This window comes from Paenarthrobacter sp. TAF1, assembly GCF_052113825.1.
GTDB classification, from domain to species: Bacteria; Actinomycetota; Actinomycetes; order Actinomycetales; family Micrococcaceae; genus Arthrobacter; species Arthrobacter nicotinovorans.
The window spans coordinates 142,912-162,731 of record NZ_JBFRDO010000012.1 but is presented as its reverse complement, the minus strand read 5'-3'; the positions used below and the strand labels follow the sequence as shown (position 1 = coordinate 162,731).

The window sequence follows — 19,820 nt, the reverse complement described above, 5'->3', positions numbered from 1 at the left end:
ATTCGATACTTTCGACCCAGTCCTCCCAAGCGGCGGAGTCGAAGGGGCGTCCGTCGCTCGTCAGGCCAGTGTCTCCCAACAGAGTTATTAGGTCGTCGCCAGCACCACGACGTGCGTACGCCCACACAAAGTCGGACATCACGAGAAAGCAATCTTCGGTCGAGAGGATGGGATCTAGGGGAGTCGAGCTATCTGGGAACAACGTTCAGTCCTCCGCTATTGATCTCGGCACCGTTGCGAGGCTCTACCCACGCCTGCGTGCCGTCCGACAGACCGTTGAAGTACCTGGCATGTGATCCATCACATGCCAGTGTGGGATGCAGAAGCCGCCGGAACGCTCCGAACCATCATTATGCGTGTTGGCCCTTCCTTCGCACATGTCGCTCGAGGTAGAGCAGGCTCGCGGCTGCCCATTAAGCCGGCGGCTCACCGGGCGCCGCTACGTCCGATTGGGGATCCTCTACCGGACGCTTGGAGCGTTCGGAAAGCCACCGTCTTACGGACGTTGCCAAGAGGGGCTGCTGCGTTTCGCTTCGGCCTTAGTTCTTTCCAAGATCCCGGAGAAGTGCTGACGGTCGAGGTAGTTCGCGTCGGCTAGCCGGATAATGTGCCCCATGTAGGGATCTCGCTGCATCAACTTCCTATTGCCGAGACGGACAGTTGTGTAACCAGCTTTTTTCTCCGCGCGATCCCGCACCGCACACCAGTTGATGAGAACTATTACGCCAAGCCCGCCTAGCATCATCACCACGCCAAGTACGTTGACGTACCAGGTTTGGGGTACGCCTGATCGACTCAGGACGGCTAAAACGCCGCAGGACGCAACCGTTATTGTTGTGAAACGGTATCGCCACCGCCACAAGATGAACGCGGTGGGTCCGTCGACCAACCCAGCTGCTATAGAAGTTTCCATCCCGTGATTCGTATTCCATTCGCAAAGGGCGACAGCCAGTTAGAAAGCAGCTGCCGGGCATGACCGAGAGGCCAGGCCAAAGGGGCGACCGACGGCCACAGGCGGCCGCAGGTAGAAGGGTCCGTCCTTAGAACGTCCATTCAAGCTGCAGTCTAATTGGCTACGGCCACCAGCCATTCGGTGTCCGCTAAACGATCCCTCACCGGACACCGATCAGGTATGGCTGTTTGCCGTCCTGATAAGGGCAATGACTTCCTGTACGCGCTCCTTCAGGTCGAACGGCCACTCGTTTCCCCAATTTTGAGTTGCAACTTTCGAGACCGCGACCTTACTCGGCTGCTTGATACCGAGCCGGTCTGAGGCCAAAGGATTCGACCAACGATCTTGAGCAGGAAGCACGCGCTTCTTCGTGGAGGTGTGTGCTGTGTGTATCGCTTCGGTTAGAACGTGTTCCGGCACATAGTTCTCAACGGTGTAACCTGCGGTTACCCACGCCATACCTGTTGACGGGTCCTTGCTGAGATCATTGATCACCCGCTGCTTATGCTCATTGAGGCGCGCACGGCGGCTCTTCCTATCAGAGTCAATGAAAATCATCACGTAGCGGTTGAGGTTTCGAAGAGAGATGAACTCTTCTACCTCTGCTGCGTCAAGCGGTGAAAGTGCGCTGAGCAAAGACCCACCGTAGAACATCACGGAGTAGTGAGTCCCTTCAACGAATTGATCTGGAGCGAGTTGCTCGATCCAATGTTTGAGGTAAATACGGTCAGAGGGACCCTCAACCCACAGGACGGCATTCGTCTGCACGAGGTCAGAGGGACGATACCCCAGGTCTGCACATATCGCCGCCCTGTCCCGTGCTTCGCCGGAGTACATGAGGCTTGAAGTGCCATCTTTGCGGGAAACATGAAAAATGCTCCCGATCTCCGAATCCAGCATGTGAGCAGAGTGAGTCGCGATAAAGTACTGGTTTGTAGTGCTCGACTCCAGGTAGCGGAGAAGCTTCCGCTGGAGAATCGGGTGCAGATGCACCTCGGGTTCCTCGATGCACAAAATTGAGTTCTGAATGACCGTCGCCGCTGCCGCAATAATTACCACCTCATGAACGCCAGTGCCCATGTTTTCAATGGGCAGCGTGTGCCCTCCTTGAGTGACGTGGATCGTCGAGAGATCGTGCGGAACATCTATGGTGATCCCGGGGTCATCCAGCACGGCGCGGACAAAATCCTGAACTCTTGCGAAGAGTTCTTTGTCTTTCAGGCGATCAGTTGACGGATTCTGTAACTCGAGGAGACGGCGCTTAATGCTCAGCCCATTCAGATCGGGAGCTTGGCTGCTGTCGTCGGAAATTGTCCTGACACCGTTCACAGTAAATACCGAAGGAGCGTGAGGTCGTGCCCCCGCGATCCACTGGAGAACCCTGAACGCATCCTGCCCAGCACCGCCCCCACCGGAGCTAGTCAACTCCAGTGACAGAACATTCGCGAGGTGACTGTCACCCACTTCGCGGCCCATCCGTTGCAAGGCTTCGCTGTCGATTTCACCCCGTTCTCGGACCGCGAAGCCGATGACATCCTTTCCAACATCAGGAAGTGATATTCCTCCAGAACGGAGAAAACCGCGAAGCTTTTCCTTGCGGTCCTCGGAGAGGCGCCGGATTTTTTCCCACGTGAAGACGTCATCAATATGGTGCAGCTCTAGACGGCCAAAAGTGTGCTCCGCATCTCCAAGCGGCCGGTCCCACGTGGAGACGGGACTTGGTTCRGCACTATAGGTGTTACCAATGACTCGCAAAATATTGGACTTTCCAGCGTTGTTCTGACCTGCGATCAGATTTACCCTCCGCAGGGGGTAAAGCACTGCCAGCTGGTCTGACGAGAAACTCCTATAGCCGCGAAAGCTGAATCCGTTGATAAGTGTCACGGTTCCAATCATTGCCTATCACTCGCGATTGATATCGATGGCAGCCCAGCGATTGATTCGAAGTTCCCTGCCAAACGAGGCTCGCGTGCCGTAAGCCGGTCGTCCATCGGACGTGCCGGCGCTGCCCATCGGCTCTCTCCAAATCTGCGTGTTTCCGCCAAGGCTGGATTCCCGTATACCCCGCCCGAATTAATGCCCGGTGAAGGGGCCTTATACGCTACAGCCCAATCATGCCCATCGGTTATGCCCGCTGCTCGACCAGCAGTCAGGACCTCACCGCCCAGCGTCATGCTGTCCATGCCTTGGGAGTTGACGACGAGATGGTCCACGTCGACCACGGATTTACCGGCGCTAAACGAGACCGACCCGGTCTGGAAAAGGCCGTGGCTGCGTGCCGCAACGGCGACACCTCCGTTGTCACCAAACTTGACCGGTTGGCAAGGTCCCTGCCGGACGCAAGGGATATTGCCGACGAACTCACGCGCAAGGGCGTAATCCTCAACATCGGAGGCAGTATCTACGATCCCCATGACCCGGTTGGAAAGCTGCTGTTCAACATCCTGGGCATGGTCGCGGAATTTGAATCCGCCCCTATTCGCGCCCGGAGCCCGTGAAGGCATTGCGGTGGCGAAGTCGAAGGGCAAGCTTCGGGGTCGACAGCCCAAGCTCTCCAAAAGGCAGGAGGCCCACCTCCTGAGCCTTCATCAGGGTGGAACACACGACAACGGAGATTGCTGAACTCTTCGGCGTCGCTCGCTCCACCGTCTACCGGGCCATCCAGCGCGCTGCGCCGACCACGCGATCGCTTCCCGGCAGTGAACGCACTGCCGGGAGCCTTCGTGCAGAGGACTCTCGACCAAAGTGTGACGCCTCGTGCAGGGGACTTTGGACACTCTGATTTCCATACCCGTCTGCACAAGTTCAGTACTTTCAGGGCAGCGTGTGCAGACGACTTCGGAAAACGACGCCGGCACTTAGTGGCCCTGGAAGGCCTCGGCCAGCCACCAGGAACCGCCGTCGGAGGCGATCTTGGCATCGATGACCAGCGGCCGGTCCTGCGTCCCGGCTTCGTAAGCAGCTATCCACGGGCGAACAGCTTCGAGGTCAGCTACGGTCCGCACTGTCACCCCTTCCGCACCGAATCCCCGGGCAATCGCGGCAATGTCGGTGGCCGGGAACACGACGCTGGACAACTCGGCTTCGGAGTGCCCTGAAGCGAAATGGTGCACCTCGGCTCCGTACGCGGCGTCGTTGTACACAATGCACACAAGCGGCATCTTCAGTCTCGCCGCGGTCTCGAGTTCGCTGATACCCATGAGGAACCCGCCGTCTCCTGCACCCAGGACCGGCAGGCGGTGCGGCTGGGCCACGGCGGCGCCGATGGCCGTGTACAGGCCCAGTCCGATCGCCTGGAAAGCCTGCGTGAAGCAGAACCCGAACTCGTCCGGGACGGCAAGGTATTGGCTGGGGTAGCCCATGAAGTTGCCCGAATCCACGGCTACGATCCGCTCGGCAGGGAGCATCGAATCGAGTTCGCGGGTGAGGACGCGCGGGTCGATGGAGGTCGCGGTGGACAGGTCTTCAGTGTCCACGTCCCGCCACCGTGAGCCCTGCTTGATGGCCAGGGCGTTGGCCTCTGTACGGTACTTCTCCACAGGCTCCGGCTGTGAAAGGGCCAGTACGGACAGGGCATCGGCTGCGGTCAGCGCCGAATCGCCCAGCACCCCCAGAGTGATGGGACGGTTGGCACCCAGGGCGGAGTCTTCGACGTCGACCTGGACCACCGTGGTGCCGGACGAAATGAGCCGCCCGTGCCGCATGGTCCACATGTTCAGCGCGCAGCCCCAGCCCACGATCAGGTCGGCGCCGCTGATGAACTCCGCCGTTGCGGGCGAAGAGAACCCCCCGGAAATGCCCAAGTTGTGCGCGTCGCCGTTGAACAGCCCGCTCGCCACCGCGGACGTCGCCACGAGGGCTCCGGCATGGCGCGCCAGCGCGAGGATTTCGTCCCTGGCGCCGCGCCCTCCGCGTCCGGCCACGAACACGGGTCGTTCAGCCGCGGAAATCAGTGCCACCAGTTGCTCAACGGCGCCAGCGTCGGGGCGCACCTTGGGCGGTTGAGGCACGACGGCGGCACCCACCTCGTCCGCTGCGGTGGCACTTTGGATGTCCAACGGCAAGCTCAGAACCACCGTGCGGCGCTCGTTCACAGCCGTACGGAAAGCCCTGACCGTGTCAGCGACCGCCGTGGCCGGGGAGTGGATCCGCTCGGCTACAGCGCCCACGCTGCGGGCCAGGGCGTCCTGGTCGATCTTGAAGTTGGAGCGGATGGCTGCGGCCTGGGTGTCGGCGGTCAGAACGATCATGGGTGTCCGGCTTTTCGCGGCCTCCCCGATCCCGGTGATGGCGTTGCTTAGCCCGCAGCCTTGATGTGTGGTGACCACGCCCACCTTGCCCGACATCCGGGTGTAGGCGTCCGCCATGGTCGCCGCTCCACCCTCATGGCGGGCCGCGGTGAACGGGATGCCTTCGGCCATGAGCGTTCCGGTGACATCGAAGTTTCCGGAGCCCACCACCCCGAAAACGTGTCCGACACCGAGCTTCGCCAAGGTCCTGCCGACCAGCGCGGAAACCCGAACCTGCCCGCTCATGCCTTCTCCACCGCGTCTTTTTCAACCAGCGCATACACGCGGCTGGGGCTTCCGGTGCCACCAACGATCGGCAGGGGAGCAACCACCAGCGTGGCACCGGTGATAGGAAGCCGGTCCACATTCCGCAGCGACGTGACGCCGTACTTGTCCGCCCCGAGCAGGAACGAGTGGACCGGGAACATCGGATCGAGGGTACCGGCCTGGCCGGCGTCGATGCCCACGGTTTCCACGCCGAAACCGCTGATCGAGGCGTTTCCGGCGAGCCACTTGGCACCCGCTGCCGAGACACCGGGAGTGTGGGGTCCGGCGTCGTCCGCGTTGACGAAAGCCGCAGCGTCAGCGCCGCGGGCCGCCCAACCGGTCCGGAAGATGACCCAGCAGTTCTCCGGGAACGCGCCGTGCTCTTCCTGCCATTGCTCAAAGTGCTCCGGTTCCAGGAGGAAATCAGGGTCTTGCGTCGCCTCGGCGGATTTGTCAATCACAACGATGGGACCTACCAGGCGGTGCGGTTCGATCTGGTCCACGGACTTGCCGTCCTTGCCGGTGATCCAGTGCACCGGTGCGTCCAGGTGTGTTCCTGCGTGCTCGCCCACCGTGACGTCGTTCCAGGCCCAGGCGGGTCCGGCGTCGTCGAAATTGCTCACCGGCGATACGGAAAGCCCCACCGTGTTCGCGAAAGGCTGCGGCAGGTTCAAAATGGGCGTCTCGGAGCTGAGGGGAGTGGTGAGGTCGATGATCTCCACCGAACCATTCGAAAGGGCTGCAGTGAGCCCGGCCAGAACAGACATTGTTCTCCTATCGCTTACGTGGTTTCAGTGCTTCTTGGATACGGGAAAATCGTGACGGCGGTGCGGTCAGTTTCTGCGCCACCAAGTGTCCGGAGCCGCCCGAAAGTCCAGGACCGGGGTGGGTTGAAGCCCCGATGTGCCAGAGACCTTGGATGGCCGTGCGGTGTCCGGCGGCTTCCGGGAAAGGCCGCCACAGAAGGTTCTGGAAGAACTCAGCCGAGCCGCCGTAGGGATCCCCATTGACGGCATTGGGATTGGCCAAGGCAAGGTCCGTCGGAGCCAGGATGTCGGAGGCGAGGACACTCGCACGGGTCCCCGGAGCAAACTGTTCCAACCTTGCCAGGACCCGCTCCAGGTACCTGGCTTTAAGTTCGCCACTCCACCCGTTGCTGACGTCCAGTTCACCTGCGGCATCGCCCACGGGCGCGAACGGCACCTCCTGCAGCTGCAACCACAGCGTGGCCTTCCCCTCCGGTGCCCGCGACGGATCCAGCACGTATTGCTGCCCCACCACAACCGTTGGTTCGGCCGGCAGCAGTCCCGCTTCGGCCTGGGCGCAGGCAATTCCCGTGCTGTCCGAACCGTTGCTGAGGTGCACCAGCGGCACGGTGTTGAGCCGGGGATCGAGCCACTCAACGGGCTTGTCCAAGGCCAGGTGGATCTGCATGGCTCCGCGGCCGTTCTGGTACTTTTCAGCGGCCCGGGCAGCCGCGGCCGGGGGCTCGTGAAGCAATGACGTGTAAAGGGCCTGCGGGGAGACGTTGGCCAGCACGGTGTCGGCCGAAACACTGCCCTGTGACGTCCGGACACCCGTGACCGCTGTGCCTGAAACCAGGATCTCCTCGGCTTCGGCACCGAGCATGATCCTGACGCCGTTGTCCCTCAGGAGCGACTCGAACGCCGCAACGAACCGCGATGCCCCGCCCTTCACGACGGGCAGCCCAAAACCGTGCATGCTCATGGCCATGACGGGCAGCATCACCCCGCCCGTGGCTTGGTCCGGTCCCAGCCCGGCGTGCAGGAGCCACGGCGACCACAACTGGTCCGTTTCCCAGCCGTCAAAGCGGCTGCGGACGTAGTTGCGGCCGCTCATCACGGAGTCCCGGATGAATGACTCATTTGCGGCCAGCCGCCCACGCCGCACGGCGCCAAAGGCGATCTTTGCAACCTCAGGAAAGGACCGCAGCTCGGCCCCGAAGGCCCCGAAAACCGTTCCGGCGTTCCGGCCCAGGTCATCGAGCATCGCCAGGTAAGCGGCCTGGTCCCGGGGCTCCTTGAAAGCAGCGCTTGTCTCGGCTGGATCCCGGTGCGCAATGACTACGCGGTGCGCCCCCGTCGCCGGGTCCGCCGCTACGCTCGCCGTCACGGGCCCGGTGGTATTGCAATACTCGAGGCCCCGGGCGTGCAGTTCCTTGCCCAGCACTTCATAGGCGCCGCCGGACACAAACAGCGGATGCCAGGAGGAGAACGTGTCGTGGATGAAGGCCGGCAAGGTCCGTTCGGAGGAGTCGATGAACCCACCCAGCCGGTCCGAGCGCTCGATGATGCACACGCGCTTTCCGTCCAGGGCAAGCTCGGCTGCCGCCACCAGGGAGTTGATTCCCGAGCCAATGATCGCGACCTCACAGGATTCGTCCATAACCGTTCCTTTCAAGAGTGCTCAGAAATCAGGGTGGCTGGCAGTGGCGTTGTACTTGCCGCCGTGGAACACCAGGGGAGCGCCGCCGTCGTGGTTGTAGCTTTCCACCTCACCCACATAGATGACGTGATCCCCGGCATCATGTCGCGAGACGGTCCGGCATTGGAAGGTCGCCACCGCGCCGTCCAGCAGCGGCACACCGGCGATGCCTTCCACGGTTTCCACTCCGGCGAACTTGTCCGTGGCCGGGGTAGCGAATTGGCGGGAAAGGACGTGCTGGTCGCTTGCCAGGATATTGATGGCAAAGTGCGTGGCTTCCTCGAAATCGCCCAGGCTGGGTGCCCGTTTGCTGGGGCACCACAGCACCAGCGGGGGATCCATGGAGACCGACGTGAAGGAGTTCGCCGTCATGCCCACCTTCCTGCCGTCCGCGGAAACGGTGGTGACCACTGTGACGCCGGTGGCGAATTGTCCCAGGGCGCTCCGGAAGTCACGGACGTCGAACGCCGAGGTGTCTTCTTCCTTCCTGGCCTGCATGAAGTCAGCAGCAGCGGTGGGATCAAACCACCACGGGTAGGACGTTCGGGGGTCGTCGAAACCGTTCACGATGCTCGCCGCCAACGCGGGATGTTCAGCGGCTTCGCTGAGGAGCGTTTTCTGGTGGTCCCGGCGCGGTTTCAGGAGATCGTTGGTCCATTCAACGGCCCACTGCCCCCAGCCCCGCCAGAATTCATCGAAAGTGCGCTCCATCCAGTGGCGATCGAATGGTTGCTGGCCACGGCGGACGATTGAGTCCAGGTAGTACTTTGCGGCCAGGGTTGCATTGTTGGAGCCCTGCCCGGTGAGGGGATCGTTGAGGACTACGGCATCACCCAGCCCGAACACCAGCTTTCCGTTGCCGAGTTCCCCGACGGCGGACCTCACCGTGGGCGTGATGCGTCCCAGAAGCGTGGCGCCGTCATCCGTCAGTTCGGCTCCGGCGAAGTTCCCGGCTTCGTGCGGAAAGTGCTCGCGCAGGATCGCCAGCGACCGCTCTAGCTGCTCCTCAGGACTTCCGACGTCGGTCCACCGGTCCATGGGGCCACCCACCACGCCCTCGAACACCATCATGCGGCACGGGCCGGAGACGGTCAGGCCCGGGAAGGTGAAAAACTCGCCGACGCCGGGGGCCATGGACATGCGGATGGCGTCACCCGCTGCGCCGGCGACAGCGCCGGCGTCGGGCTTGACGTAGTTCAGTGCAAGGACGCGCTGCGGGCGGTCGAAAGGCGACTTTGCCTTGTCCCGCGGGAAGATCTGCCCGATTTCGCCTTTGCCCGTGCTCACAATGACCAGCTCGTAGTCGCGGGCGAGTTCCTCGAGCATGCGCGGGGTGACCTTCTCGATGCGGAAATCGCCACCGGCAGCTACGAACGTCTCGATCCACAGGGCGCTTTTGATCCGTTGGTCGATGGAGCGGGCAGTCCCGTCCAAGGGGGCTGCCCATTCGATGGGTTCTTCCGCGTCCACCCGGAGCTGGATGGAGGTGATGGCCGGGACTGCTCCGGATTCGTAGTATTCGGTGAGGGCGGTCCCCATCTGTGCCTCGGCATCCAGGGCCGTGGAGAACATGCACTGGCTGGACATGACTTTCCCGGTGCGGATCTGGGCTGCGGAACGGTCGGACAGCAGTGTCACTGCGTAGCCCTCCCGTTGCAGGCCCAGGGCCAGTTGGGCACCGGATTCGCCGGCGCCGACGATTGCTATCTTTCGCATGATGGGTCCTTTTTAGCTTGTCTGTGCCAAAAAACGTGGCTAGGAGACTTTGGCTGCGGAAAGGCTCGCCAAGTAGCCGGCTGCCTTGTCGGGAGACATGAACCACTCCTGGAATTCCGGCGGATGGTTGAAGCCGTTGGCGAACCTGCGGGCGATGTCCGGCTCGCTGTTGGCGGCGCCCAGGAGTTCAAGGACGTGGGGCGGCGGCGGGGCCAGGAGGGCATTGGTCCAGTGTGCAACGTGCTGTGCGTAATCCCAATAGCGCTCGAATGTGGCCTGCATGAACTCAGCGCCGAACGGCTGTTCGCCGTGCCGGATGATGCTGTCCAGGTAGGACGCCGCGCACTTGCTGGCGTTGTTGGAACCTTGGCCGGTGATGGGATCGTTCAACACCACGACGTCGGCCAGGCCCAGTACCTGCCGGCCGCTCGGCAACGTGGCGATCGGGTGGCGGACAGTGGGCGCAAACCTGCCCTGGAGGACGCCGTTGGGGTCGGTGAGTTCCACATCCGTTGCCCGCTCGGCTTCCCATGGCAGGAAGGTCTTGAGGATGTTCGTGGATTTCTCCAGATGTTCCTCCGGGGAGAGGCCCTTCCAGGTGTCCATGGGACCGCCGGGCACGCCCTCGAAGACCATGATTTCGCAGGGGCCGCTGGTGGTGAGTGCGGGGAACACGAAGTATTCGCCGACGCCGGGGATGAGGTTGAAAGAAACCGCAGAATACTCTTCGCGGGGCTTGAGGCCCTTCACGTAGGTCAGCGCCAGGGCGCGCTGCGGGGCGTCGTAGGTGCTCCGTTCGGCGTCGCGGGTGAACAGTTGGGCGATGTCTCCCTTGCCTGCGGCGACAATCACCAGGTCCGAGTTCTGCGCGTACTTCTCCAGCTCGGCCACGCCTGCGTCTTCGAAAACGAGTTCCCCGCCGCGCGCCGTGAACTCTTCCATGAACCGCGGGAACTTCACGCGCTGGTCGATGGACTTGGCATGGTTGTCCAGGCGGGATGCCCAGCTGATGGCCTTCTCGCCCGGGAGTTCGGGGTGTGGGATGGTGAAGGAAATGCCGTCGACCGTGGGGGCATCGGGCCAGAAGTCCAACCCCAGCGCCCGCTCGTGCTCCAGTGCGTTGTGGAAGATGCATTGGCTGGAGGCGACCTTGCCGTCCCGGATTTCTTCGGGTGTGCGGTTGGAAATGGTGGTCACAGAGTAGCCGGCGTCCAGCAGTCCGATGCCCAGCTGAAGCCCGGACTGGCCGGCTCCGACGATGGTGATGTGGCGTTGCGTCATGGTGTTGCCCTTCTATGGAGTGTGGTGGAGCCTGGCGTCAGTTGGCGGCCAGCAGGGGGATGGTTTCTTCGGCGCGTTCAGGACCCAAGGCGGAGTAGCCGCCGTCGACCGCCCAATCGGCGCCGGTCACGAAACTTGCCTGGTCGCCGGCGAGAAACGCGACGACGTCCCCAACCTCGTGCGGGCGGCCGACGCGCTTGAGAGCGTGGAAAGGGGCGGCCACGGAATCGGTCTTGGCAAGATCACCGTTGCTGAGCGTGTCCATGATGTTGCTCCACACCCATCCGGGGCTGACGGAGTTCACCCGGATACCGTCCGCCGCGAAGTCCACGGCCATGCTGCGCGTGAGCTGGACGAGGGCCGCTTTGCTGGCCGGGTAGAGCCAGCGGCCGGTTTGGGCGATGGAACTGGAGATCGAGGTGAAGTTGATGATGGCGCCGTGCCCTGACGCTTTGAGGTGTGGGCGCGCGGTGTTGCTTGCCACTACTGCACTCACGAGGTTGACGTTGAGGGCCTCGAGCCAGTCGCTGCGACCGGATGCCGGGCCGTCGTCCTTGTAGGTGCAGGCCAGGTTGACCAGGATGTCGAGACCGCCGTGGAGGGCTACGGTTTCCTCCACGAGTTCGCGCACTGCGGCGTCATCGGTGATGTCCGTGTGGGAATAGTGGATTCCTTCCCCGAGTGCTTTGATGAGGGTGCCGCCGTCGGGAGCTATATCCGCAACCACCACCGTGGCTCCGGCGTCCCGCAGCGAGGTCACCACGCCTTGTCCCACCTTGGTTGCCCCACCGGTGACAATTGCTGTCCTGCCGTCGAGTCCTGACATGGCCCAAACCTTTCCCGTACTTGTAATGTTGAAGAAATGTGACGTCCGTCATGGTTGATCCATAAGCGACTCTAGGCAGTCGCTGTTGGCCGGACTATCCACTAAGCGCAAAAGTCATCCGGATTACGCAGGGTCTTCCTCTTCTTCGTGCCAACCAACCCACGCCGCTGAGGTGAGCTGAGCGTCCTTGGCTTGAAGTTCCGCCGCCCAGAGTTCGAAATGGTGTCGATCCCACTCGTCCCGCCGGTCATGCACGAGCTTGATGTTCTTCACTGGTCCCACCTCGCTTTCAGTGCTGTTATCGTGATGTGAGCTGCGTCATACTGGTTCTGAAAGCGACTCTAGGCGGCCGTTGAAATCCGGAATATCCACGTAGCGCGGGGATCATCCGAAAAGCGCAGAACTGTGGAGTGGGTGCCCAAATGGTGAAAATTCTTCCCCGCGATGTCCTGCGGGGGCGGCCGACGATGGCCACAACTGACGTGGACGAAGCCCACGCCAGGATCGCCGAGCTGTTCTGCAGCCACGAGCTCGCACCGCGGACCCGGACCTCGGCAGTGGATATGAAGCTGCGTTCCCTGCACCGGGGCGATGTGGGCATCGAGTTCCTGGACTACGGCGCCGACGTCCGCATTGAGCCCGAAGGACTGCAGGATTTCCATCTGGTGCAGATCCCGCTCGCCGGGCATGCGTCCATGCGGGTGGGGACCAGCACGGTGGAATCCAGCCCGCACATGGCCACTGTTCCGCCGATCGACAGGCCATTCTCCATGAGTTGGGACGGCGGCAGCCCGCACCTGATCGTCTATGTGCGGCGAACAGCGCTGGAACGGGTTGCCGGGCAACTGTACGGGGACGGCGCTGTGGAGCTTGGCTACGGCATGGACCTGTCAGGCGCCGCCGGTCGCGCCTTCTTGAGGTCCGTCGTCGAGCTTCATGACGACCTGATAAGCCGGCCGCAGACCGCCGCGCCGGTGTTCGTTCAAGGCTTGTTGGCGGACAGCATGGTGTCCCGGCTGCTGATGGCGATGCAACCGCCTGCGGAGGAGGCCCGGAGCACGGAAGCGGAGGGCCGGCTGGTCCGGGAGTGCCGCGAACTGCTGGAGCGTCACGCCACGGAGGAACTCACGGTGCCCGATATCGCCGAGTGCCTTGGCGTTTCGGTCCGGACCCTGCAGACGGCACTGCGCGCCGAAACCGGGGCGACGCCGTCGGACCTGCTGCGGAGCATCCGGTTGGATCGCGCCCGCGAAATGCTCCTGGAAGCCGGCCCGCGTGAGCAAAGCGTGACGGCGGTTGCGGAGTCGTGCGGCTTCACGCACCAGGGGCGGTTCTCGGCGCTGTATCTGAAGACCTTCGGGGAGTTGCCGTCGGAGACACTGCGCCGCTAGCTACGCCTCCAGGACGTACGTCTTCAGGTCGTCCAGCGTCTGCTGCATGTGCGCGTCCATCGCGAGCCGCGCCTCGTTGGGGTTGCGGGATTCCAGCGCCGCGGCAATCTTCCGATGGTGTCCGATGGCGTGTTCCTGGATCTCCGCGAAAGCGGACGTCTCCCGGCGGCGTGCCTCCAGGACGCGGTGCAGGGGTTCGAACAGTACGGCCACGAAGACGTTGCCGGAGGCGTGCAGAATCACGTCATGGAAGGCCAGGTCGGCTTCAACGAAACCGGCCAGGTCATTGTCCTCGTGGGAGGACTGCATCTTTGCCACATGCTCTTTGAGCGTGATGAGTTCGTCGTCTGAGATACGCTCGGCGGCCAGTTCGCAGGCGCCCGTCTCCAGCATGCGGCGGAGTTCGATCAACTGGATGGCCGCCGCGGCATCCTTGGTGCCCTCCGACGCTGCGCGCAGCACGGCCTCCAGGGATGCCCACTGATTCAGCGGATTCACGAACGTGCCCCGGCCTCGTTCGACGCTGAGGATCCGCTGCGCTTCCAGGGTCTTCATGGCTTCACGCACGGTCATACGGCTCACCTCGTGCTTGGCGCTGAGCTCCAGCTCGCCCGGGACAACCGTGCCGGGTGGAAATTCGCCCGCGATGATCCGGTCCAGCAACTCATCAGCGACGACGCCAACCAGCGACTTGCGTGCCATGTATCCCCATTCCTGTATCCGCCCATCCTGCGCCCGGCTTCCCCGGGGCGGGATGGATGTCAGACATCTTACGCTGGCGGTGGCCAGCTGGTTTTCCAAAACTCCTGCAACGCTTCCGCACATTGTTGCGGTTGCTCCCAATGGACACTGTGGCCCGCCCCGGGAATGGCCTTCAGCCGGCGTCGCGGGTCCGCGTCCACAAACGCGGCCATCTGTTCCATGGACCGCACGCGGTCCGCTGTTCCGGCCAGCACCAGCAGCGGAGCGTGGACGCGCCCAGGTACTGAAGGTTCGACGCCGGTCATGGCCGCCTCGCCGCTGGGGCCCAGGATTTCGAACGGGATATCGAACCCGCGGCTGAGCAGTTCTTCGTCCTGGTACGGCGGGTCGCCGTACCAGGCTGCCATGCATCGAACCTTGGTTCCGGCGTCGATGAAACCTTGTTTCCATTGCGCTTGCAGCATGGACCGGAAGCCTTCGTTGGGCGGCGCCGGAACCATGCCAACCAGCGTTAGGGTTGCCGTCAGCTGCGGGAAGCCGGCGGCAAGCGTCAGCGCCACGCTGCCACCCAGGGAGTGCCCCACCAGGTGCACGGGACCGCTGTGTTTGGCTTCGAGGGTCGCCGCCAAGGAGGCTGCCGCAGACTCCAGGGTCCATTCGAACTCCGGGGAGAGTATCTCGCCGGGGTGATAGCCGGGGAGGTCCGCAATCCATACCGGGTATCCGGCGTCGAGCAGCTTTCCGGCCAATGGTTCCCAGTAGGCGGATGTTGAGGCCCAGCCGTGGATCAGGACCGCCGGCGCCGTTTCACCTGCGGAAACAACAGGCGTGCGGATATCCACGGATGTGAACGGTGCTTCGCTGCCAGCCATGCACCCAGCCTAGTGACGCTGGTCTCCTTGCACAGGCCGGGAGCGTTGTGTCACACTAATTCAAATGTTAGATGTCTGACATCTTACATTCACAAGCCGCAGCAAAGATTTCCCACGATGGAGTGAACAGTGACCCTTGAAGCCGACGTTCTGGCCGCTTTCCCGGCGGAAGTCCAGATTCCTGCTCAGCTCGTGGCCGATGCCGTTGCCGCGTCCTCGGCAAGCAGCCCCCGCGTCCTGGTGGTCCTCGACGACGACCCCACAGGCACCCAATCCGTGGCAGATCTCGCAGTGCTGACCAGCTGGGATGTCGCTGACTTCACCTGGGCCTTCGCCCACATCCGTGACAACCAGACCAAGCCCGCCGTCTATGTGCTGACCAACACCCGTAGCCTGGACCCCGCAGAAGCCGCAGCCCGCAACGAGGAAATCGTCCGGAATGCGCTCGCGGCAGCCGCTTCTGCCGACGGACTGCGCCTGGGTTTCGTCAGCCGGAGCGACTCCACCCTCCGCGGCCACTACCCGCTGGAGCCGGACGTCATCGCCGCCACCGTGGCTGCTGAAACCGGCGAAACCACCGACGGCGTGGTAATCGTCCCCGCGTTCCCCGACGCCGGTCGCGTCACCATCGGCGGTGTGCACTACATGCGGGGCGATGCCGGTTCCCTCACCCCCGTTGCCGAGACGGAGTTCGCCAAGGACGCGAGCTTCGGCTTCGCAAATTCAGAGATGGCCAAATATGTGGAGGAGAAGTCGCAGGGGCGGTTCCCCGCCAGCGACGTGATCGTCCTGGACCTGAACATCATCCGCGCCGGTGCTTCCGCCCAGGACCCCACCATCTCCGCGAAGGCCATCGCAGACGCCCTGGAATCCGCCACCAACTCCACCCCGATCGTGGCCGATATCGTCACCGAGAACGACTTCCGCGCCCTTGCTCTGGGCCTGGAGGAAGCAGAACGCCGCGGCAAGAAGCTCCTCTACCGCGTGGGTCCGCCTTTCGTCCGTGGACGCATCGGCCAGGAGATCCGCACCGCGCTGACCTCCGAAGAGGCCTTTGCAGGCAACACTCCCTCCACAGCCGGAGGCTTGATCGTTGTGGGTTCCCACGTGGGCGTCACCACGCGGCAACTCAACGACCTCACGGCTCAGCACGGCTCGGCGAGGACCATCGAAATCGACGTCGAGAAGCTCATTGCCGGCACCAAAACCCAGGGCGAAGCAGAAGCCGAAGCGTACATCGGAACGGTAGTGGCCGACGTCGTGGATGCCCTCCGCAGCGGTGACGTGATCGTCCACACCAGCCGCCTGCTCATCAAGACCGACGACGCCGCAGCCAGCCTGAAGATCGCCCGCACCGTCTCCGCCGCCGTCGTGGCTGTCGTGAACCGCACGCTCAAGAGTTTCCCGCCGCGCTTCGTCATCGCAAAGGGCGGCATCACATCCTCGGACGTGGCCGCCCACGGCCTGGAAATCCGCCACGCGATAGTCCGCGGCCCCATGCTCCCGGGCATTGTCTCCCTGTGGGAGCCGGTGGACGGTCCTGCAAAGGGCATCCCGTACATCGTTTTCGCCGGCAACGTGGGTGACGACCAATCCCTGACCCAGGTCACCCGCAAGCTCAGCGCAACCTTCTAACAGCCAAAATTCAATGGAGAACACCATGACCAGCAGCAACTACACCGTCACCGTCCTGGGCCTCGGCGCCATGGGCCTGCCCATGGCAACCCGGCTCGCGTCCGAGCTGACCGTGCACGGCTTCGACATTGCCGAGCCCCGTCTGGAACTCGCCGCCGCGGCCGGTATCAAGACCTTTGCCTCGGCCCGCGAAGCTTCGCAGGACGCAGATGCGCTGCTGCTCGCCGTCCGCAACGGTGAGCAGCTCAACGACGTCCTGTTTGGCGAAAACGGTGTCGCTGCCGTTCTGAAGCCGGGCGCCGTCGTAATCCTGGGCAGCACGGTGGGAACTGAAGCCATCCCGGCGACGGTCGCCAAGCTTGCCGAGTACGGTGTTTCGCTGGTTGACGCTCCGCTGTCCGGCGGCCCCAAGCGTGCCGGTGAAGGCGATCTATTGATCGTGGTCGGAGCCGAACCGGAGGCGCTGGAGAAGGCGCGCCCTGCCTTGGAGCTGCTGGCCTCCACATTGAGCATCGTGGGCGACAAGCCCGGCGACGGCCAAGCCCTGAAGACCGTCAACCAGTTGCTCTGCGGAGTCCACATCGCTGCCGCCGCCGAGGCCATGGCCCTCGCGGACGCCCTCGGCCTCGACCAGGCCAAGACCCTCGCAGCCCTCGAAGCCGGAGCCGCCGGTTCCTTCATGCTCTCCAACCGCGGCCCGCGCATCCTTGAGGCCTACACAGAAGACGGCGCCGAGGTCCTCAGCCGCCTGGACATTTTCGTCAAGGACATGGGCATCGTAGGCAAGGCAACCCGGGCCGCCGGACTCGCCGCACCCGTTGCCGCTGCCGCCGAGCAGCTCTACCTGCTCGGCCAGGCCCAGGGCCTCGCCGCCGCTGATGACTCCGCCGTCATCAAGGTAGTAGCGCCCGCCAAGCGCACCGCTTAACCCCTGGGAGTTTTTGTACACCTAACGCCCTCATGGGGCGCCCTAAAGGTCATTAGCTGTACAAAAACTCCACCCACCCCAGAACGCGCGACGACGGCGATCCCCCCTTCGTCGTCGCCGCCACCTCCCGCCGGTCTGCTGTGCGCACCGGTTTGTCAAAGGAGACACCGCCCCAATGAACCCCCTCGTCAACTCCCTCATGGCCGGGGCCGCCGATGCCCCTGCCATCAAACCCGCAGTGGAGCTGGGAACACCGCTTCTGCTGACCATCGCCGCGGCAGGCATCGCCTTGCTGCTGGTCCTGATCATCCGCTTCAAGATCCAGGCATTCGTTGCCTTGCTCGCCGTCAGCATCCTGGTGGGCGTGGCCGCGCAGATTCCGCTCAAGGACATCTTCACGGTGGTGACCAACGGTGTTGGAAGCACCATGGGCAAGGTCGCCTTGTTGATTGCCCTCGGCGCCATCCTTGGTCGCATGATCGAGGTCTCCGGCGGCGTGCAGTCCTTGGCCACGCACTTCACGGAGAAGCTCGGTGCCAAGCGCGTTGCTGTCGCGTTGACGGCCGTCGGCTTCCTGGTCGCGATTCCGGTGTTCTTCGAGGTGGGAGTGATCGTCCTCGTTCCGATCGTTTACGCCTTCGCCAAAATCGCCAAGGTCCACCCCATCAAGTTCGGCCTACCCATGGCTGGAATCATGCTGTCCATCCATGTGGCTGTTCCGCCGCACCCGGGCATCGTTGCCGGCGCCGGCGTATTCGGTGCCGACATCGGCCTGATCACCATGATCTCCCTGATCATCTGCATTCCCTTGGGCTTCCTGTCCTACTGGGTTGCCAGCATCATGAACCGCAAGGACTACGAACTCCTCCCCGGCGTGAAGCAGCAGGTTGAGGAATTCGGTTCCGATTCCCTGGTCCACGTGGGCCACGACGGTCCGGGTGCCCGCGCAATCGCCCCTCCGCGGCCGGGCCTGATCATGTTCCTGATCGCGGCTCCCATCGTCCAGATTCTCCTTGGGACCGTTGGCACGCTCACCATCGCCAAGGACAACTACTGGTACGGCGTGGCCTCGTTCATCGGCAACCCGTTCTTCGCCCTCCTCGTTGCCGTTGCGTTGTCGTTCTTCCTGCTGGCGGTCCGCCGCAACTGGTCCCTCAAGGAAACAGGCGAGATTTTCGAGGGTGCCCTGCCGCCCATCGCTTCCATCCTGATGGTGGTTGCTGCCGGTGGCGTCTTCGGTGAAGTCCTCCGCACTTCCGGCATCGGAGCCGCGCTCTCCCACACCTTGGACAGCCTGGGCCTGCCCGTGATCGTGCTCGGCTTCATCATCTCGCTGGCCTTGCGCGCCGCACAGGGTTCGGCGACGGTTGCAATCGTCACGACGACGGGCCTGCTCACCTCAGCGGTCATGGAAGGCGGCTACTCGCCGGCGCAGATCGCAGTGATAGTGATTGCCATCGGCTTCGGCGCGCTCGGCCTGTCCCACGTGACCGATGCCGGCTTCTGGACCGTGATCCGCTACTACGGCCTCACGGTCTCCGACGGCCTCAAGACCTGGACCGTCCTGACCACCATCCTGGGCCTGGCCGGCTTCGTCCTGACGTACGTTGCCTGGATCCTGGTAGGAGGCCTGGCCCACTGATGCGCACGAAACTCGACCACCTGGTCAATTCCGCGTTGGCCACCGGCTCCGCTGTTCCAGCCTTCACCTGCTACGACTTCACCACCGCGCTCGCCGTCGTGTCAGCTGCGGAGGAGGCCCGCCTTGGCGTAATCCTGTTGGTGGCGCCGAAAACCGCGTCCACCGCCAACGGCCTGCGGCTCATCACTGCCCTCCGGGGCTTGGCGGACTCCGCGAGCGTCCCGGTGTCCGTCCAGCTGGACCATGCTTCAGATCTGAACGTCATCCTGGAAGCCGTGGCAGCCGGAGCTGATGCCGTCCTGGCCGATGGCTCATCCAAGCCGCTCAAGGACAACATCCGCCTGGTCCGCGAGGTCCGTGCCGCGCTGGACGCGGCGGGCCAGGCCGACGTCGTGATCGAAGCGGAGTTGGGCGGACTGGCAGGCGACGAGGACCGCGCGTTCGGGTCATCAACGCCCGACGCCGGTGCTTCCGTCCCCGGTCTCACCGACCCGGAGCAGGTGGCCGGCTTCGTGGAGCAAACGGGTGCGCAATTGCTCGCTGTTGCCGTGGGAAACGTCCACGGCAAGTACACGGGTGAGCCCAACATTCGGTGGGATGTGTTGCAGGATGTCGCTGCACGGACGGAGGTCCCTCTGGTGCTCCACGGTGCCTCTGGAATCCCGGCCAGTGAGCTTGCCAAAGCTTCCGGAATGCAGGTAGGCAAAGTGAACTTCAACACGGAGCTGCGGACCGGGATCCTGGCCACGTTGGAGTCGGAAACAGCGGCGTACCGGGCAGACGGCGAGAATCTCCAGGGATTGCTGGCCCGGTGGAACGGCTCGGCAGCATCCTTTGCCGGCGCCACGCTTGAGTTGCTCAGCGCCTGACACGC

General features: G+C 63.4%; 15 protein-coding genes and 1 pseudogene. 6 read left to right on the top strand and 10 right to left on the bottom strand.

What is annotated here, in order from left to right; translation table 11 throughout:
* Positions 1 to 1,126 precede the first annotated feature (1,126 nt).
* The gene (locus tag AB4Y81_RS15670; RefSeq protein WP_275777388.1) at positions 1,127 to 2,836 is read right to left on the bottom strand and encodes an AAA family ATPase; all 1,710 of its coding nucleotides are present in this window, start codon (positions 2,834 to 2,836) and stop codon (positions 1,127 to 1,129) included.
* A gap of 230 nt (positions 2,837 to 3,066) precedes the next feature.
* Here AB4Y81_RS15670 and AB4Y81_RS15665 point away from each other — a divergent pair.
* Positions 3,067 to 3,734, top strand: a pseudogene (locus AB4Y81_RS15665) (recombinase family protein).
* Positions 3,735 to 3,810: 76 nt separating this feature from the next.
* Here AB4Y81_RS15665 and AB4Y81_RS15660 read toward each other — a convergent pair.
* The 7 genes from AB4Y81_RS15660 to AB4Y81_RS15630 all read right to left on the bottom strand — a co-directional run bounded on the left by AB4Y81_RS15660 (position 3,811) and on the right by AB4Y81_RS15630 (position 12,049).
* Complete coding sequence (locus AB4Y81_RS15660; RefSeq protein WP_441996228.1) at positions 3,811 to 5,487, bottom strand: thiamine pyrophosphate-binding protein; 1,677 nt, start codon at positions 5,485 to 5,487, stop codon at positions 3,811 to 3,813.
* Positions 5,484 to 6,275 (bottom strand): cyclase family protein, encoded by a 792-nt coding sequence (locus AB4Y81_RS15655; RefSeq protein WP_434327873.1) that lies wholly within the window; start codon positions 6,273 to 6,275, stop codon positions 5,484 to 5,486. The genes AB4Y81_RS15660 and AB4Y81_RS15655 overlap by 4 nt, the downstream gene beginning before the upstream one ends.
* Before the next feature lie 7 nt (positions 6,276 to 6,282).
* Entirely contained in the window at positions 6,283 to 7,914 is a 1,632-nt protein-coding gene (locus AB4Y81_RS15650) for a phytoene desaturase family protein (protein WP_441996227.1), read from the bottom strand.
* A 21-nt stretch (positions 7,915 to 7,935) separates the two neighbouring features.
* The gene (locus AB4Y81_RS15645; protein ID WP_441996226.1) at positions 7,936 to 9,669 is read right to left on the bottom strand and encodes a flavin reductase; all 1,734 of its coding nucleotides are present in this window, start codon (positions 9,667 to 9,669) and stop codon (positions 7,936 to 7,938) included.
* A gap of 39 nt (positions 9,670 to 9,708) precedes the next feature.
* Positions 9,709 to 10,950 carry a styrene monooxygenase/indole monooxygenase family protein gene (locus tag AB4Y81_RS15640; protein WP_441996225.1) on the bottom strand — a complete coding sequence of 414 codons (1,242 nt, stop codon included), beginning with the start codon at positions 10,948 to 10,950 and terminating at the stop codon, positions 9,709 to 9,711.
* Positions 10,951 to 10,987: 37 nt separating this feature from the next.
* The gene (locus AB4Y81_RS15635) at positions 10,988 to 11,776 is read right to left on the bottom strand and encodes an SDR family oxidoreductase (protein ID WP_441996224.1); all 789 of its coding nucleotides are present in this window, start codon (positions 11,774 to 11,776) and stop codon (positions 10,988 to 10,990) included.
* A 123-nt stretch (positions 11,777 to 11,899) separates the two neighbouring features.
* Positions 11,900 to 12,049, bottom strand: coding sequence for a hypothetical protein (locus tag AB4Y81_RS15630; RefSeq protein WP_179128464.1), 150 nt, complete (start codon positions 12,047 to 12,049; stop codon positions 11,900 to 11,902).
* Positions 12,050 to 12,198: 149 nt separating this feature from the next.
* Between AB4Y81_RS15630 and AB4Y81_RS15625 the strand changes: the two genes are divergently transcribed.
* Entirely contained in the window at positions 12,199 to 13,167 is a 969-nt protein-coding gene (locus tag AB4Y81_RS15625) for an AraC family transcriptional regulator (protein WP_441996223.1), read from the top strand.
* Here AB4Y81_RS15625 and AB4Y81_RS15620 read toward each other — a convergent pair whose 3' ends face one another.
* On the bottom strand, positions 13,168 to 13,869 hold the full coding sequence (locus tag AB4Y81_RS15620) for a FadR/GntR family transcriptional regulator (protein ID WP_039239287.1): 702 nt from the start codon (positions 13,867 to 13,869) through the stop codon (positions 13,168 to 13,170).
* A 68-nt stretch (positions 13,870 to 13,937) separates the two neighbouring features.
* Entirely contained in the window at positions 13,938 to 14,741 is an 804-nt protein-coding gene (locus tag AB4Y81_RS15615; RefSeq protein WP_441996222.1) for an alpha/beta fold hydrolase, read from the bottom strand.
* 129 nt (positions 14,742 to 14,870) lie between these two features.
* Between AB4Y81_RS15615 and AB4Y81_RS15610 the strand changes: the two genes are divergently transcribed.
* From AB4Y81_RS15610 to AB4Y81_RS15595, 4 genes are all read left to right on the top strand, one after another.
* Positions 14,871 to 16,376: a four-carbon acid sugar kinase family protein gene (locus tag AB4Y81_RS15610; protein WP_441996221.1), complete on the top strand. Its 1,506-nt coding sequence runs from the start codon at positions 14,871 to 14,873 to the stop codon at positions 16,374 to 16,376.
* Between the two features lie 25 nt (positions 16,377 to 16,401).
* Positions 16,402 to 17,304 carry an NAD(P)-dependent oxidoreductase gene (locus tag AB4Y81_RS15605; RefSeq protein ID WP_039239290.1) on the top strand — a complete coding sequence of 301 codons (903 nt, stop codon included), beginning with the start codon at positions 16,402 to 16,404 and terminating at the stop codon, positions 17,302 to 17,304.
* Between the two features lie 175 nt (positions 17,305 to 17,479).
* On the top strand, positions 17,480 to 18,946 hold the full coding sequence (locus tag AB4Y81_RS15600) for a GntP family transporter (protein ID WP_018778989.1): 1,467 nt from the start codon (positions 17,480 to 17,482) through the stop codon (positions 18,944 to 18,946).
* Positions 18,946 to 19,815 (top strand): class II fructose-bisphosphate aldolase, encoded by an 870-nt coding sequence (locus tag AB4Y81_RS15595; protein WP_441996220.1) that lies wholly within the window; start codon positions 18,946 to 18,948, stop codon positions 19,813 to 19,815. The genes AB4Y81_RS15600 and AB4Y81_RS15595 overlap by 1 nt, the downstream gene beginning before the upstream one ends.
* Positions 19,816 to 19,820 lie beyond the last annotated feature (5 nt).

Coding starts and splice junctions, on each gene's coding strand:
- AB4Y81_RS15650 (WP_441996227.1), bottom strand. CDS start 7,914: ATGGACGAATCCTGTGAGGTCGCGATCATTGGCTCGGGAATCAACTCC.
- AB4Y81_RS15605 (WP_039239290.1), top strand. CDS start 16,402: ATGACCAGCAGCAACTACACCGTCACCGTCCTGGGCCTCGGCGCCATG.
- AB4Y81_RS15645 (WP_441996226.1), bottom strand. CDS start 9,669: ATGCGAAAGATAGCAATCGTCGGCGCCGGCGAATCCGGTGCCCAACTG.
- AB4Y81_RS15655 (WP_434327873.1), bottom strand. CDS start 6,275: ATGTCTGTTCTGGCCGGGCTCACTGCAGCCCTTTCGAATGGTTCGGTG.
- AB4Y81_RS15660 (WP_441996228.1), bottom strand. CDS start 5,487: ATGAGCGGGCAGGTTCGGGTTTCCGCGCTGGTCGGCAGGACCTTGGCG.
- AB4Y81_RS15600 (WP_018778989.1), top strand. CDS start 17,480: ATGAACCCCCTCGTCAACTCCCTCATGGCCGGGGCCGCCGATGCCCCT.
- AB4Y81_RS15615 (WP_441996222.1), bottom strand. CDS start 14,741: ATGGCTGGCAGCGAAGCACCGTTCACATCCGTGGATATCCGCACGCCT.
- AB4Y81_RS15635 (WP_441996224.1), bottom strand. CDS start 11,776: ATGTCAGGACTCGACGGCAGGACAGCAATTGTCACCGGTGGGGCAACC.
- AB4Y81_RS15595 (WP_441996220.1), top strand. CDS start 18,946: ATGCGCACGAAACTCGACCACCTGGTCAATTCCGCGTTGGCCACCGGC.
- AB4Y81_RS15620 (WP_039239287.1), bottom strand. CDS start 13,869: ATGGCACGCAAGTCGCTGGTTGGCGTCGTCGCTGATGAGTTGCTGGAC.
- AB4Y81_RS15625 (WP_441996223.1), top strand. CDS start 12,199: ATGGTGAAAATTCTTCCCCGCGATGTCCTGCGGGGGCGGCCGACGATG.
- AB4Y81_RS15640 (WP_441996225.1), bottom strand. CDS start 10,950: ATGACGCAACGCCACATCACCATCGTCGGAGCCGGCCAGTCCGGGCTT.